Annotated in this window: 11 protein-coding genes; all 11 read right to left on the bottom strand. The window is 68.9% G+C overall.

The window, feature by feature from the left end:
- Positions 1-6: 6 nt before the first annotated feature.
- On the bottom strand, positions 7-1,338 hold the full coding sequence (gene tssL / locus KF708C_RS14460) for a type VI secretion system protein TssL, long form (RefSeq protein ID WP_059412360.1): 1,332 nt from the start codon (positions 1,336-1,338) through the stop codon (positions 7-9).
- Positions 1,335-2,684 (bottom strand): type VI secretion system baseplate subunit TssK, encoded by a 1,350-nt coding sequence (tssK, locus tag KF708C_RS14455; RefSeq protein ID WP_059412359.1) that lies wholly within the window; start codon positions 2,682-2,684, stop codon positions 1,335-1,337. The genes tssL and tssK overlap by 4 nt, the downstream gene beginning before the upstream one ends.
- 5 nt (positions 2,685-2,689) lie before the next feature.
- Positions 2,690-3,244 (bottom strand): type VI secretion system lipoprotein TssJ, encoded by a 555-nt coding sequence (gene tssJ, locus KF708C_RS14450; RefSeq protein ID WP_231401575.1) that lies wholly within the window; start codon positions 3,242-3,244, stop codon positions 2,690-2,692.
- Between the two features lie 110 nt (positions 3,245-3,354).
- Positions 3,355-3,837: an Hcp family type VI secretion system effector gene (locus KF708C_RS14445; RefSeq protein WP_020201797.1), complete on the bottom strand. Its 483-nt coding sequence runs from the start codon at positions 3,835-3,837 to the stop codon at positions 3,355-3,357.
- A 203-nt stretch (positions 3,838-4,040) separates the two neighbouring features.
- Entirely contained in the window at positions 4,041-5,540 is a 1,500-nt protein-coding gene (tssC, locus tag KF708C_RS14440) for a type VI secretion system contractile sheath large subunit (RefSeq protein ID WP_059412358.1), read from the bottom strand.
- Between the two features lie 49 nt (positions 5,541-5,589).
- Positions 5,590-6,132 carry a type VI secretion system contractile sheath small subunit gene (tssB, locus tag KF708C_RS14435; protein WP_020201795.1) on the bottom strand — a complete coding sequence of 181 codons (543 nt, stop codon included), beginning with the start codon at positions 6,130-6,132 and terminating at the stop codon, positions 5,590-5,592.
- Positions 6,133-6,377: 245 nt separating this feature from the next.
- Positions 6,378-8,405 carry a DotU family type IV/VI secretion system protein gene (locus KF708C_RS14430; protein ID WP_082079561.1) on the bottom strand — a complete coding sequence of 676 codons (2,028 nt, stop codon included), beginning with the start codon at positions 8,403-8,405 and terminating at the stop codon, positions 6,378-6,380.
- Between the two features lie 33 nt (positions 8,406-8,438).
- Positions 8,439-8,993 carry a fimbrial protein gene (locus KF708C_RS14425; RefSeq protein ID WP_063923010.1) on the bottom strand — a complete coding sequence of 185 codons (555 nt, stop codon included), beginning with the start codon at positions 8,991-8,993 and terminating at the stop codon, positions 8,439-8,441.
- A 166-nt stretch (positions 8,994-9,159) separates the two neighbouring features.
- A complete protein-coding gene (locus tag KF708C_RS14420; RefSeq protein WP_059412604.1) occupies positions 9,160-11,709 on the bottom strand; it encodes a fimbria/pilus outer membrane usher protein in 2,550 nt (849 codons plus the stop codon).
- Positions 11,710-11,973: 264 nt separating this feature from the next.
- A complete protein-coding gene (locus KF708C_RS14415) occupies positions 11,974-12,741 on the bottom strand; it encodes a fimbria/pilus periplasmic chaperone (RefSeq protein ID WP_370552823.1) in 768 nt (255 codons plus the stop codon).
- 87 nt (positions 12,742-12,828) lie between these two features.
- Complete coding sequence (locus KF708C_RS14410) at positions 12,829-13,368, bottom strand: fimbrial protein (RefSeq protein WP_020201790.1); 540 nt, start codon at positions 13,366-13,368, stop codon at positions 12,829-12,831.
- Between the last annotated feature and the right edge of the window lie 681 nt (positions 13,369-14,049).

Raw genomic sequence — 14,049 nt, 5'->3', positions numbered from 1 at the left:
CCGTCGCTACAGCGTCACCGTGATTTCCACGCGGCGATTGCGCGCGCGGGTTTCAGCGGTGGCGTTGTCGGCGACCGGTTGCGAATCGCCCCGGCCGACCGCCTGGATGCGGCTGGCGGGGGTGCCGTGGGCCTGCAGAATCTGCGCGACGTAGGCCGCGCGCTTCTCGGAAAGCACCTGGTTGTTGGGAAACTCCGCGCTGCGGATGCGCTGGTTGTCAGTATGGCCGGTCACGGTCACGCGGCCGCCCACGCGCGCCACCTCCTGCGCCACCTTGACCAGGATCGGGTCGATCTCCTGGCGCACCCGGGCCTGACCGGACACGAACATGGCATCGCCGCGGAACACCACCACGCTGCGGCGCTCGTCCTCGGCCACGGTCAGCAGCCCGCGCGCGATTTCCTGCTTGAGCAGGATCGACAGGCGCAGGCGCTGCGCCGGCACGGCCGGTGCCTCCTTGCCGATGGCGAGAATGCGCGCGGCCAGCGCGTTGCGCTGCGACAGCAGGTGGTATTGGTAGAACGCGAACAGGCCGAACAGGAACAGCACCGCGCACGCGGCCGTGGCCCACACCGGCACGCTGCGCAGGAACGGCAGCTTGCCGGCCTGCGCGCCGCGCCAGTGCGGCGACAGCTCATGCTGGAGGGCGTCGCGCGCGCCGGCGATCAGCGTCCACAGGCGCTGGCGTATCTGCTCGAGATGGCGGCGGCCGTCGGCGACCACGCTGTAGCGCCCCTCGAAGCCCAGGCCGAGCACGCGATAGAGGATCTCCAGGATGTCGACGTATTCCTGCGGGTCGGTCGCCATGCGGCCGATCAGCAGGAAGAACTTCTCGCCGCCGTCGACCTCGCCCTCGAACGTGATCAGCAGGCTCTGCGCGGCCCACACGCCGCCGCCGCCCCAGCGCGTGCGGTTGGCGGCTTCGTCGAGCGCGGTGCACAGGCAGTAGCGCACCACCGCCATGTGCTTCCACGGCAGGTCGGCCTTCTCGCACAGCTTCTGGAACACGCTGACCTCGCGCACCAGCAGGGTGCGCAGGCTGGCCACGGCGTCCGACGAATCGAGCGCAGCCGGCATGTCGGCCAGCGCCCGCAGCAGCGGATGGGCAGCCTCGAGCAGCGGGTTCGCGGCCGCGCGCACCGCCGCCAGCCGCGCCGGGATGTCGACGGGCAGGTCGAACGCGCCGTCGCCTTCGGGCGCTTCCGGCGCGCCGAGGGTGCCGAGGGTGCCAGAAGCGGGCCGCGCCATCCCGGGCAGCAGGCCGGCGTCCGCGCCGGCGCTGGCGGCGGCATCGGACAGGAAATCGAACGCGCCGTCATCGAACGTGGCCGAGCTCATTTATGACGCACTCCCCACAGTTCGAGCTTGAGCTCGGGGAAGCGGCCGGCGATGTGCATGGCGAGGCCGCCCTGCTGCGCGATCTGCTCCCAGAACGGCCCGCTGCGCGACAGCTCGTAGTAGATGAAGCTGGAATTGAACGGAATCTGGCGCGGCGGCACCGGCAGCGGCAGCAGCGTAAGGCCCGGCAGGTGCGAACGGATGAGCTCGGGCAGGCGCTGCGGCTGGCTGATCTTGGTCTGCGCCGCGAACTGCTGCTGCAGCACGTCGGGCGACATCTGCGCGCCGACCGCGAGCACCAGGCTGGAGTAGCCCGCGAGATCGGCCGGCAGCATGGTGGCCACGCGGATGCCGTGCGGCTGCTCGGTCAGCGGGATCGGCTGCGCGCCGCGGATCAGGACCTGGTTGAGCAGGTAGTGGACCTCGTCGACCAGCGGCCGGATGCTGCGGTATAGCTGCGCGTGGTCGTAGCCCGGCGTGGGCAGCGGACGGCGCGTCTGCGGGCGCACGAAGGTCGACAGCTCGCCGGCCAGCATGGCCAGCTCGCGGTACAGCGTCGCCGGCGGCGTCTCGCGGATGCGGCAGACGTGCTCGAGCAGCGGCTCGTAGCGGTTGAGCACCTGCAGCAGCAGGTAGTCGGCCACTTCCGCGGCGGCGCCGGCGCGACCGTCGCCGCCAGACAGGCGGGCCGCGAGCGCGTCGGCGCGCAGCTTGGCCAGGCCATGCAGTTGCGTGGCCCATTCGCGCAGCAGCGGATTCGCGCCGTAGTGACAGACCGGCGGGATGTGGTCGGTGTCGTGCAGCGTCACCGAGCCGTCCGCGCGCAGCGCCTTGACGCGCGTGAGCGCGATGCCGATCCACGACTGGGTCAGCTCCTTCTCCGGCAGCAGGCGCAGGCGCAGGTTGGCCAGCTGGACCGGCTTCGGGCCCTGGCCGATCGCGTTGCTGTCGCGCAGCTCGTTCTCGAAGGCGGCATAGCGCGCCAGCGAGCCGGGCTGCTCGTCGAACGCGGTTTCCTCGGTGTTGGGCAGGCGCAGCGGCACCGCCAGGTAGATCATCTGCTCCTGGTGCTCGGGCCCGATGGTCAGCGGCGGCGGCGGCGGCGTGTGGCCGGGCACGTCGAACGGCGTGCCGTCCGGGAACACGCCCGTGCCGTTCTTGAACACGAGCTTGCCGAACGACAGCGATTCCTGGTCGATCTCGTACTGGCCGAAGCCCCAGAAGAACGGGCCGAGCACGGCCGCGCGCTTGTGCGCGAAGTGCTCGAAATAGCGTTCCTGCTGCTGAAACAGCTGGGGAAGGAGAAACAGCCCTTCGCTCCAGACGACTTTGTTATGCCAACTCATTGCAACTAATCCAATTCAGTAACCAGAATGGCCTGCTGGCCGATATCGACGTTCAGCCTGACCTTGGTGCGCGGCATGACCGCCCGGTACCAGCCTTCCTCGGGCACCGGCGGCGCCTGGTAGACCGCGCGCCATACGGATTTGCCCAGCTCGCGGTAGGCGGCCAGCACGCCGATCGCCACGGTGGCGGGATTGGCGCGCCGGCGGATGTCGCGCGTGTCGCCGGGGCGGAGGATGAATTCGTCCATCGCCAGCGCGTCTTCGCCGAGCACCTTCCTGCTGTCGTTGTGCAGCGTGAAGAAGTCGGCGTTCTCGAACGCCGTCGCCGATTTCAGTTCGTAGATCCGCACCATGACGGGCGCCGGGCGCCCCTTGTCGTCCGGATTCGTGCCTTCGCCCGACTTGATCCGCACGTGCAGGTCCGCCCGCTCCTTGCGCGGCTGGGGCAGGCTGCCGCAGGCGGGCAGAAGCAGGCATAGCGTCCCCGACGCGAGCCACCGGGTGGCCGCGCGCCGCGTCATGCGCCGGGAGGAAAGTCGAGAAGGCATCTGGATGATCATGTCGGGGAGGACCGCTGGCCGCACCGCCCGCCGCGCGGGCGCTCCGGTCAGCAGCCTCGGGCTCCGCCGCGGCGCGGCGGAGCCCTCTTCCGGAAAACCGGCGTCGGGGGTTAGGCTGCGTTCTTCTTGACGTCGAACGTTGCGGTGATCGCGCCGCCGCTGCCGCCCTGGGCGTTCTGCACCACGTATTCCTGCTTCAGGCGCGAGAACGACAGGCGCACGCTTTCACGCGGACGCGATTCGCCGGTGGCGACGCCGGACGGGCTCACCTGGGTCACCAGCACGTCGCTCATGGTCAGCTTGATGTACTCGAGCGGGTTGCCGCCGGCCTTGCGGACCACCAGCTTGGCTTCGTCGATATGCTTGCCCAGCAGGCAGTACTGGATCAGGTTGGGGCTGGCACGGTCGATGTAATGCTCGAACTGCAGATCGTCCACGGTCGCCTTGCCGGCGCCGCCACCCGAACCCAGATGCATGTTCGACTGCTGGGACACGTTCCATGCCCAGCTCAAGACTTCGATTTCGCCCTTGTGCGTGGCGTCTTCCGCTTCACCATCAATGCCGTTGATCTTGAGGAAGATGTCGTGCGACATGGCAATACTCCTTACGTTCTCGGTTAACAATGCGTTGAGGCAGGCAGGGATGTTTCACGAGCGCCTGCCCGTCGCTCGGCCGGGCGGCCGTCAGGCCGCCCCGCATGCCTTGATGCCGGCCGGGACCGCGCGGCAGGCCGCGCCCGGCCGCGGCCTCGCATCGTGTGTGTGGGGTGGCCGTGCCGCGGCGGCACGGCCGGGCGTCAGGCGGCTTCCTTGACCGAAGGCAGCTTGGCGACGAGGCGCAGCGATACCGTCAGGCCTTCGAGCTGGAAGTGCGGGCGCAGGAAGAACTTGGCCTGGTAGTAGCCCGGGTTGCCCTCCACGTCCTCCACGACCACTTCCGCGGCCGCGAGCGGGCGGCGCGCCTTGGTGTCCTGCGAGGAATTGCCGGGATCGGCGTCGACGTAGTTCATGACCCATTCGTTGAGCCACGTCTGCATGTCGCTGCGTTCCTTGAACGAGCCGATCTTGTCGCGCACGATGCACTTCAGGTAGTGCGCGAAGCGCGAGCAGGCGAACAGGTACGGCAGGCGCGCCGACAGGTTGGCGTTGGCCGTGGCGTCCGCGTCGTAGTATTCGGCGGGCTTCTGCAGCGATTGCGCGCCGATGAACGCGGCGTAGTCGGTGTTCTTGCGGTGGATCAGCGGGATGAAGCCGTTCTTGGCCAGCTCCGCCTCGCGGCGGTCCGAGATGGCGATCTCGGTCGGGCACTTCATGTCCACGCCGCCGTCGTCGGTCGGGAACGTGTGGCACGGCAGGTTCTCCACCACGCCGCCTCTCTCCACGCCGCGGATCAGCGTGCACCAGCCATAGTGCTTGAACGAGCGGTTGATGTTGACCGCCATCGCGTAGGCGGCATTGGACCACGCGTACTTGCGGTGGTCGGCGCCGTCGGTCGATTCCTCGAAGCCGAACTCGTCGACCGGGTTGGTCTTGATGCCGTAGGGCAGGCGCGACAGGAAGCGCGGCATGGCCAGGCCGATGTAGCGCGCGTCCTCCGAATTGCGCAGCGAGTTCCACGGCGCGTACTCGAGGTTCTGCGTGAAGATCTTGGTCAGGTCGCGCGGGTTCGCCAGTTCCTGCCACGAATCCATCTGCAGCACCGACGGCGAGGCGCCGGTGATGAACGGCGCGTGCGCGGCGGCGGCCACCTTGGCGATCGAGCCGAGCAGGTCCACGTCGGGCGGGGTGTGATCGAAGTAGTAGTCGGCCACCAGGCAACCATAGGGCTCGCCGCCGAGCTGGCCGTATTCCTCTTCGTAGATCTGCTTGAAGAACGGGCTCTGGTCCCAGGCCACGCCCTTGTAGCGCTTCATGGTGCGGCGCAGGTCGTCCTTGGACACGTCCATGAAGCGGATCTTCAGCTTCTCGTCGGTCTCGGTGTTGGTGACGAGGTGGTGCAGGCCGCGCCACGCGCTCTCCAGCTTCTGGAAGTCTTCGTGATGCAGGATCAGGTTGATCTGCTCGGACAGCTTGCGGTCGATCTCGCCGATGATCGCCTCGATGCTCTTGTAGGCGTCATCGGACATCGTGATCGAGTTGGCCAGGGCCTGCTCGGCCAGCGTCTTGACCGCGCCTTCCACCGCTTCGCGCGCCTGCTCGGTCTTCGGCTTGAATTCGCGCGACAGCAAGGCATTGAAATCCGGTTGCGTGGCGAGCGTCGCCTCGGCGGACCGGGATTGTGATTCACGTACAGCCATTTCTACTCCTGTGGACTAGTCCAGATTCAATCTTTTCCTTCAACGAAAATCAGCGTTTTTCCGCCGGTGCGGCAGCGCCTTTCTTTTCCGTTTCGGGCTTGGGCGCCTTGGCCAGCGCGCTGAGCAGCGCCGGGTCCTTGAGGACCTTGCTGACCAGGTTCTCGGCGCCGGACTTGCCGTCCATGTAGGTCTGCAGGTTGGCCAGCTGCGTGCGCGCATCCAGCAGTTGCGCCAGCGCGTCGACCTTCCTGGCGATGGCCGCGGGAGAGAAATCCTCCATGCTCTCGAAGGTCATGTCGACCATCATCTGGCCGTCACCGGTCAGCGTATTCGGCACCGAGAACGCCACGCGCGGCTGCATGGCCTTCATGCGCTCGTCGAAGTTGTCGATGTCGATGTTGAAGAACTTGCGGTCGCTGACGGCGGGCAGCGCCTCCAGCGGCTTCCCCGAGAGGTCCGCCAGGACGCCCATCACGAACGGAAGCTCGACCTTCTTCTCCGAGCCGTAGATCTCGACGTCGTACTCGATCTGGACGCGCGGCGCGCGGTTGCGCGCGATGAATTTCTGTGAACTGTTTGAAATGACAGACATGAACTCTCCAGCCTTATGTCTTTTGGTAAAAATCTATTGAAAAATTCTTCGTTTTTAGAATTCCCAATAAAACCAGTCGCAATGCTACGTGTTTGGTTGTACCGCTTATATGGGAATTGTTCGAAAAATGGCTTTCGACTCTGAATTTATTGACGCCGTGAAAATGAAGATGACGACGCTGCTCCTGGCGCCGGACCACGCGCGCGCCGGGGCGGCGCGGCGCGTGAAGTGCCGGGCGCAACGGCTTACCGCGCCGCGCTCTCGGGAACGAAGAAGATGTCCACGCGGCGGTTCTGCGCGCGGCCTGCCGCGCTGCGGTTGTCGGCCACCGGGCGCGTGTCGCCGTAGCCCTGGATGGCGAAGCGCGTGACGGGCAGGGGGCCCTGCGCGACGAACCAGTCGCGAATCGCCCGCGCGCGCGCTTCCGACAGCACGAAGTTCGCCTGGGCCGAGCCTTCGCCATCGGCGTGCCCGGCGATCAGGATGCGCTGGCCGGGCGTCGCGCGGATGCGGTCCAGCACGTCCTGCAGGTCGCGCCGCGCGGCGCCCGGCGCGAACGTCGCCTTGCCGCTGTCGAACAGCGACAGGCTGTCGATGCGCACCGCGGGCTGGGACGGAAGGCGCGACGCCAGTTCGTCCAGCGCGCGGTCCAGCGGCGCCAGCGCCGCCGAAGTACCGTCGCCATGTTCCTCGCCTGTGTGCCAGTAGGCATACAGGCCGGGGAAGGCACGCAGGATGGCCTGATGATTCGCCCATGCCGCGATGCCCAGCCCGAAGGCCAGCGTCGCGGTTGCCAGCAGCAGCGGCCGCCGGTGCGGCCACGGGCGCGCGCGGCTGTGCGGCGGCGGCGCAGCGGACCTCGCGGCCGGCGCCGTGGTGGCGGCCAGCGGCGTCAGCACGGCGTGGAACGCTTGCGCCGGCGGCGCCTCGAATTCCGCCTCGAATGCCGCCTCGGGAACCATCGCGGGCGCGGGTGCGGCCACCGGCGCCGCCGCCGGCAGCGGCTGCCCGACCGGCACGGGCACCGGCAGCGGCCCGGTCGCCGGCGTCGTCAGGCGCGGCTGCATGCCGGTGCGGCCGACCAGCCAGCGCGACCACGCGCCGGGCCGCACCGGCGTCTGCGCCAGGTCGGCCAGCAGCAGGCCCTGCAGCGCCAGCGGCGCGGTGTTCGCCAGCGACGACAGCGAGGACAGCAGCGCCGCGGCGTCGAGCCACTCGAACACCGCCAGCCCCAGCGCGCCGCGCGCGGCGCTGCCGTGCGGCGGCGCCTGCTCCAGTTGCGCGCGCAGCGCCCGCAAGCGCTCGCGGACGTGGCCGGTGCCGGCCAGGACCGGCGCGCCGAAATCGACGGCATCGCCGAACCATCGCGGCTCCCGCGGCGCCGGCGCCTGCGCGCCGAGCGGGCCCAGGCAGGCATACACCGCGAGATAGCAGGGCAGCACGCATCCGGGATGGCACAGCGCGGTCGCCAGCACGTGCTGCCACTGCGCGAACTCGCGCCGCAGCGTCGCCTCGTCGTCGCCTTCGGGCAGCACGGGAATCAGCGCCGCGTCGGGGAAACGGCCGCGCGAGGCCTTGACCTTGGCCATCGTCTCGGCCAGTTGCGCGGGCGTATCGACGCGCAGCCACACCGCGCGGTCGTCGCGCCGCAGTGTGGCGCGGGACGCCTCGCGCGCGAACAGCGCGCCCGCGTAGGGGCCGAGCACCAGGACGACCGGCAGCTCGCGGCCGTCGGCCGCGGCCTGCTCCGGCGCGCCTGCGCCGCCGTCCGGTTCCGCCCGCGCGCCGGCCGTCTCTTCCGGGTGCCGCCCCGCGGCCGCCGCCAGGCGGCGGCGGTACGCCTGCCGCAGGTCGCGCCCTGCCAGGAAACCGAGTTCGAGCACGAGGTCATACCAGTCCAGCAGCGCCGGCGACGGCGCCGCCGAGTTCAGCAGCGCCTCGATGCGCACGCGCACGCGGCTGGTGCCGTCCTGCGCCGCGTGAAAGCGCGCCTGCAGCGTCTCGCGCATCCAGTCGTCGCGCTGGCCCGGCGGCAGGCCGCGCAGCGTCACCTCGTCGAGCAGCACGCAGTGCGCCAGGCCGATCTCGCTCACCGCGGCCTCGGCGTAGCCGCGGTCCCGCAGCGCCTGCGCCAGCGTTTCGGCAAGGCCGGCGCAGCGCGCGCGCCAGACGTGAATGGGCGGCAGTTGCGCGCCGTGGGAAAGCAGGGCGAGATGCAGCGCGGTGTCGTGCATCAGCGGGCGCAGCGATGCACCGGGTGTTCCGAGGTTCATGCGAGGAAATGTCTGGATGGAGCGATGCCGCCGTCACGGCATCTGGAGGATGTAGGTGACGTAGGTCTGGACCACGCCCGCGCCGGTCTGGCCGGTGGCGAAATAGCGCGCGAAGAACGGGATCTGCAGGTTGGTCCGGCCTTCGACCGGCACGGGCCTGACCGTCGAGCGGTCGCCCACCTTGATCGGCGAGCCGTCGCCGTTGGTGAGCTGGACCTGCACGCGGGTCGCACTTTGCACGCCGGCCTGGTCCTGCACCTGGAGATTGCCGGTGCCGGGATCGGTGGTCGGCCCGCTCTGGAAATAGGCGATGACCGAGTCCACGCCGCTGTCGCATTGCACCGGGATGTGGAAGCCCGTGGCCCCGGCGGTCTCGCCGGCGGCGGTCAGCACGCGCGTCGAGATGGTCGGCAGCGTGACGGTCTGGTCCGTCGCACCCGCCGCGACCGTGCACGACACCGCGTGATAGGTGCCGGTGAAGTTCAGCGTGACGGTCGGCGAGTCCGCCGCGAACGCGGCCGGCGCGGTCCATGCCAGCGCCAGCGCGGCCAGCGCGGCCCGCCGGGCGCCGCGCGCAAGTTGTTTCAACGTATGCCTCTGTGTCGTCATTTCGGTTCGCCCGACGAATTGGATTGCTGGACCGGCGCAGGACCGGGATGGGACGCCGCCGCGCAAGGCGGCAGCGCCGCGCCGGCGCGCGCCCCCAGGCGGACGCGGCGCGGATGTCTTCGCCCGGACGCGCATGCCGCTGCCCTCACGCGGACGGCCGGCAGCGCCATTGCACACGCAGCGTGGTGGCGCCTTTCCTGGCCTGCAGGCCGGCCGGCGCAATCGCGTAAGGCACGGTGCAGCTTTCCTCCGCGCGCTCGCCCCACTTCGCCGTGAGCGCGCCGCTGCCCTCGAGCCCGCGCAGGAACGTCATGCCGCCCTGCCCGACGCCGCCCAGCGACTTGCCGGACGTGTCGAACAGCTCGGCGCCCATCGGCAGCGGGCTGCCGTCGGCCTTGCGCACCGTGGCGATAAGCGGCCGCCCCAGGCGCGTGGCCATCTTCACGAACACCACGGCATTCAGGCGCGGGACCACTTCCTCGCTGGTGTTGTTCAGCTCGACGTCGTCGGGCATGGCGGCCGGATCGAGCGCCACCGTGTTGGCGCGGTATGGCATCAGCGACGGAACCACGGCATAGCCGAAGCGGTCGATCGAGGCCCCCTGGCCGTTGATCACCTTGCCGCCCTTCGCCCCCTTGGCTTCGATCAGCGCGGCGGCCGCGCCGAGCGGCGGGCTCAGCGTCACGCCGCCGCGGTGGACGACCACCGCGCCCGTGGCGCCGAGCGACGCCTGGCGCGTGCGGTTGTTCAGCGACGCATTCGCCGTGACCGTGCCGACCGGCGAGCGGTACGTGCCGTAGCCGCCGAGCGAGGCGTTGGTGCTGTCGCCGCTCACGATGCGCGCCATATTGACGCCGTAGTCGAGGCCGATGTCGGTGCGGCTGCCCGACAGGCTGGTCTGCAGCGCGCTGTTGCCGCTCGAATCGCGCGAGGCCGATGCCGACAGGAAGCTGAACGTGTTGCGGTTCGCCGCGGTGGCGCGGCCGAGCGGAATCGACAGGTTCAGCCCGACCTGCGTCACCGTGCGGCCGTTGCCGTCGGTGGCGCGCTGCGCGTAGAGCGAATAACCGACGTGCCGGAACACGCTGCTGAAGCCAAACTGGAACTGCAGGTCGCGCCCGCGCGCCGTGCCCCAGTAGTTCTGCGTGCTGCCCGATACATAGAACGCGCTGCGCGTGCCGACCTGCTGGTTGACGTTCACCTGCAGGCGGCTGCGCGCGCGATAGTCGCGATAGTCGTCGGTGCCGCCGGCGCCGGCGTGGTCCTCGCGCGCGCGGACCGCGTCGCCCAGGCTGTAGAAGCCCGGCGTCGAATAGCGGTAGGCCGCCAGCGAGAAATTGGTGCGCGAGCCCGGCATCATCTTGCTGTAGCTGGCGCGCGTGCTGATGCCGCTGCGGTTGCCGCGCCCCGGCAGCTCGGTGCGCGCGGCGGTGGCGTCGAACGCGATCGCGCCGATCGGCGTGTTCAGGCCGAAGCCGAGCACGCTCGAGACGTAGCCGGCCGATGCCAGCACGCCGCCGTAGGCCGTCACGAGATTGGTGAGGCCGTGCTGGTAGGTGCCCTGCGCGACCCACGGCGTGGCGCCGTGCGCGGCATCGCGGTAGCGGCCCGCCGCCACGCTGAAGCGGTAGCTGCCTGGACGCAGCATCTGCGCCACCGAGGCGAACGGCACGGAGAACTGCCGCGCGCGCCCGTCGGACTCCGTCACCGTGACCTCGAGGTCGCCGCCGTAGCCGGTGGCGGGCAGGTCGGTGAACTCGAACGGGCCCGGCGGCACGCTCGCTTCGTAGATGATGTTGCCGTTCTGCCGCACGATCACGCGCGCGTTGGTGTCCGCCACGCCGCGGATGACCGGCGCGTACGAGCGCAGCGAGTCGGGCAGCATGCGGTCGTCGCTGGCGAGCTGCACGCCGCGCACGCCGAACGAATCGAAGACCTCGCCGCTGGTGTAGCTGTCGCCGGCGGTCAACTGGCTGCGCAGCGCGGTGATGTCGCGCTGCGCGTAGGCCTCGAGGCTGCGCCAGCCCACGCCGGCGCCGCGGCTCATCCAGCTCACCGTGGAGCGCTGGCGGAAGCGCCAGGCACCGATGTTCAGCCCGCTCTGCAAACCGAGATAGGCGCTGCTGAAATCCTGCGTGCCGGTCTTCTGCTCGCTGGTGTAGGTGTTCAGGCTGTATTGCAGCAGGCCGGCGTCGATGCCGTTGTCCCAGCGCGCGGGGTCGATGTACCCCCGCGGCGTCTTGCTCATGGCGAGCTGCGGGATGGTGAGGTCGAGCTTCAGGTCGGCGCTGTCGAACGAGGCGCTGGCGCCCGGCAGTGCCTCGCGCAGCGGCAGGCAGGTTTCGGGGTCCAGCGTGGCGCGCGCGGCGTCGACGGTGGCGTCGGCGTCCTCGTCGTCCAGCCCCTTGAGCTGGCGCACCACCGCCTGGCTGTCCACGCCGAGCCGCTCCAGCGTCGCGAGCGTGAAGCACGGCGACGCGGTCTCGCTGCCGGGCACGGCGCGGAACTCGACCTCGAGGCGGCCGCGCCCGGCGCCGTTGACGGAGACGTCGACCGGATAGGTGCCGGGCTCGACCGGATTGCCGCGCGCATAGCGCGTCAGGTCGACGCCCTTGCCGGCGAACAGGGCGGAATTGAAGGCCACCACCAGCGGCTCGGCGGGTTCCTGGCGGCTGGCGGGCGCGCGCGGCGGCATGCCGTCGGCCAGGATCTGCGGGGCGGCGCTGGGGGACAGCGCCGCCAGTTCCACGCTTGGCCGGCGCGTCACGGCGAGCTTGCCGGCCTCCTCTGCGGATGCATCCACGGCCCACGCTCCCGCGCCAAAGGCCAGAATCGCTGCCGAAACCGTTTGACGGCAGCGGAAAACGCCATGATCGCCGCCCTGCGGTCCACCCTGCATTGCCCTGCTTACTACGCCAGCCACTCAGCTCACCCCCAATCGTTTTACCGCCTGGTCCACTTACTCCACTGTTTCCACGTTTGCCGTGTCCTTCACTTCCGCGCCGTAGTCATTGAGCAGCCCGTAGGAAACGAGCCCCGGCGCCTTCACCAGGCCCGGCTCGCCCTGCTTGCGCTCGAAATCGAGATGGCCGAACGGCGCCACCATGTCCTGGTTGAACGATGTTTCCCCGTCGCCCGACTTCAGCGACACGCGGCTGAACGAGATGTGGTACGGGGTCGGGTTGTCGACGCGCAGCACCGGGCCGCCGCCCTTCTCGTCTTTTGCGTCTTTTGCGTCTTTCGCGCCCGGCACCAGCCGCCACTTCAACCGGGCCCGCACGGCGGCGGGGTCTTCCTGCAGCGCCGCAGGCCGGTAGAACAGCTTGATGCGGGTACGGAAGGCGAACTGCAGCAGGTTGCGGCTGGCCGCGTCCTGCGCCGTGGGCGGGATTTCGAGGACGTTCAGCCAGTAGAGCGATTCGCGCTCCGGCGGCGCGTTCTCGCCCGCGTACATCACCCTGAGCGTCTGCCCTTTCTTCGGCTCCATGCGGAACACGGGCGGCGTCAGGACAAAGGGAACCTGGATTTCGTCGGGCTGCGCATTGACGTCGCCGTCGTCGATCCACGCCTGCACCAGCACCGGCGAATTTTCGATATTGGTCATGCGTACATTGACCTCGCGGCTTTGCTCCGGATAAACGACCCGCGTTCCGGTAATGACGACGGCTGCCTGCGCCGGCAATAACATCATGGCCACCATGAAGGCGCCGATTTTCCATAAGCGCACGCAATACTCCTTTTCATTCTTTTTCCGGAAAATTCCGAACCGCCTCTGGCGAGACAGCCCGGAATTCGCCGATCCCGGCGGATCGATTTAGTTGTAGGCCAGCGTAAAGCGGGCGAACGATTCCACCTTGCCGGCCGTGGTGGCGGCGGTGGCGTAGTACTGGCCGCCGTACGTCAGCGTCGCGCCGCGCGCGGCACCGGTGCCGGTGAGGTTGACGGGCTTGCCGCCGGCGCCGAGCGGAATCGGCGCGCCGCCGTCGCCGTCGACGAGCTGCACGTTGACGTTCCCTGCCGGGTTGGTGGTGGCCAGGTTCTTCAGGTTGCGGGTGGCCGGATCCATGTTGTCCATCTCGAAATGCGCCTTGACGGTGTTCAGGTCCGCGGAGCACTGCGTCACGCCGATGGTGAACGAGGTGGCGCCGGCGGTGGCGCCCTGGGTGGCCAGCGCGGTGGTCGACACCGTGGGCATCGTGACGGTCTTGTCTTCGTCGCCGGCGGTGATCGAGCAGGTGCTGCTCACCAGTTCACCGTTGAACTTCACCTTGCCCGCGGATTGCGCGAACGCGGTTTGCGCAGCGGCCAGGCCAAACAGCGTGGCGATGGAAAAAACGATTGCGTTCTTCTTCACTAATTACTCCTGTTCATATGAATAAAAGGCACCAACTTTTAATTGGTCGGCGAGATTGACGGGATTTTCTGCGGAATAATGAAAATGGATTCGCCTTATCCCGTCGATCAAACCCGAGGGCGATAGTAGTGCGCGGGATACGGGTGCGCCATATGACAAGTATTAAAGTCACCCGCTTGAAGTAACAGAGTGAAATGCATGTGCCGCACAGCCCATATTGGGATACCGATATGGCTGCAATGGAAACATTTCAGACACAAAGCGCGGCCACGGATATTCGAATCGGGGCGCTGGAACGGCGATATGGAAATGGGCGCGCGGGCTTGGGCGCGCAGAGCGACGGCGCGCGGAACGCGTATGGGAAGCGAGCACGAGGAAAGCGGCGAGGCGGAGAACACGCCGGCCGTTCCACCCGGCGACCGCCGCGCCGGCGCGGCCGGGACGCGCGGAGCCGGCGGCCTGCCCGGACGCCGCGACACGTGCGCCGCAAACGCCGCATGGCCGGCGGCGGCCGGACCGCCGATGGCCGCCCCCGCCGGCAGCGCTCACGCCGCCGCCGGCACGGCCTCGCGGCGCGGAGGGCCCGTTCTTACGCACCATTAAGGTGCATTTACGGCGCCGGGCGCAAGAAAGCGGGCCAAAGTCAGGCCTCTGAAAGCAAAATCAGGCAAAATCTCACAT

The organism is Cupriavidus basilensis (assembly GCF_000876015.1).
GTDB lineage: Bacteria > Pseudomonadota > Gammaproteobacteria > Burkholderiales > Burkholderiaceae > Cupriavidus > Cupriavidus basilensis_B.
This window is presented reverse-complemented; position numbering and strand designations above follow the sequence as displayed.

What these genes read in the sequence shown, in the direction of transcription:
- tssL (WP_059412360.1), bottom strand. Translation starts at nt 1,338, where the DNA reads ATGAGCTCGGCCACGTTCGATGACGGCGCGTTCGATTTCCTGTCCGAT.
- tssK (WP_059412359.1), bottom strand. Translation starts at nt 2,684, where the DNA reads ATGAGTTGGCATAACAAAGTCGTCTGGAGCGAAGGGCTGTTTCTCCTT.
- tssJ (WP_231401575.1), bottom strand. Translation starts at nt 3,244, where the DNA reads ATGATCATCCAGATGCCTTCTCGACTTTCCTCCCGGCGCATGACGCGG.
- KF708C_RS14445 (WP_020201797.1), bottom strand. Translation starts at nt 3,837, where the DNA reads ATGTCGCACGACATCTTCCTCAAGATCAACGGCATTGATGGTGAAGCG.
- tssC (WP_059412358.1), bottom strand. Translation starts at nt 5,540, where the DNA reads ATGGCTGTACGTGAATCACAATCCCGGTCCGCCGAGGCGACGCTCGCC.
- tssB (WP_020201795.1), bottom strand. Translation starts at nt 6,132, where the DNA reads ATGTCTGTCATTTCAAACAGTTCACAGAAATTCATCGCGCGCAACCGC.
- KF708C_RS14430 (WP_082079561.1), bottom strand. Translation starts at nt 8,405, where the DNA reads ATGAACCTCGGAACACCCGGTGCATCGCTGCGCCCGCTGATGCACGAC.
- KF708C_RS14420 (WP_059412604.1), bottom strand. Translation starts at nt 11,709, where the DNA reads ATGCCGCCGCGCGCGCCCGCCAGCCGCCAGGAACCCGCCGAGCCGCTG.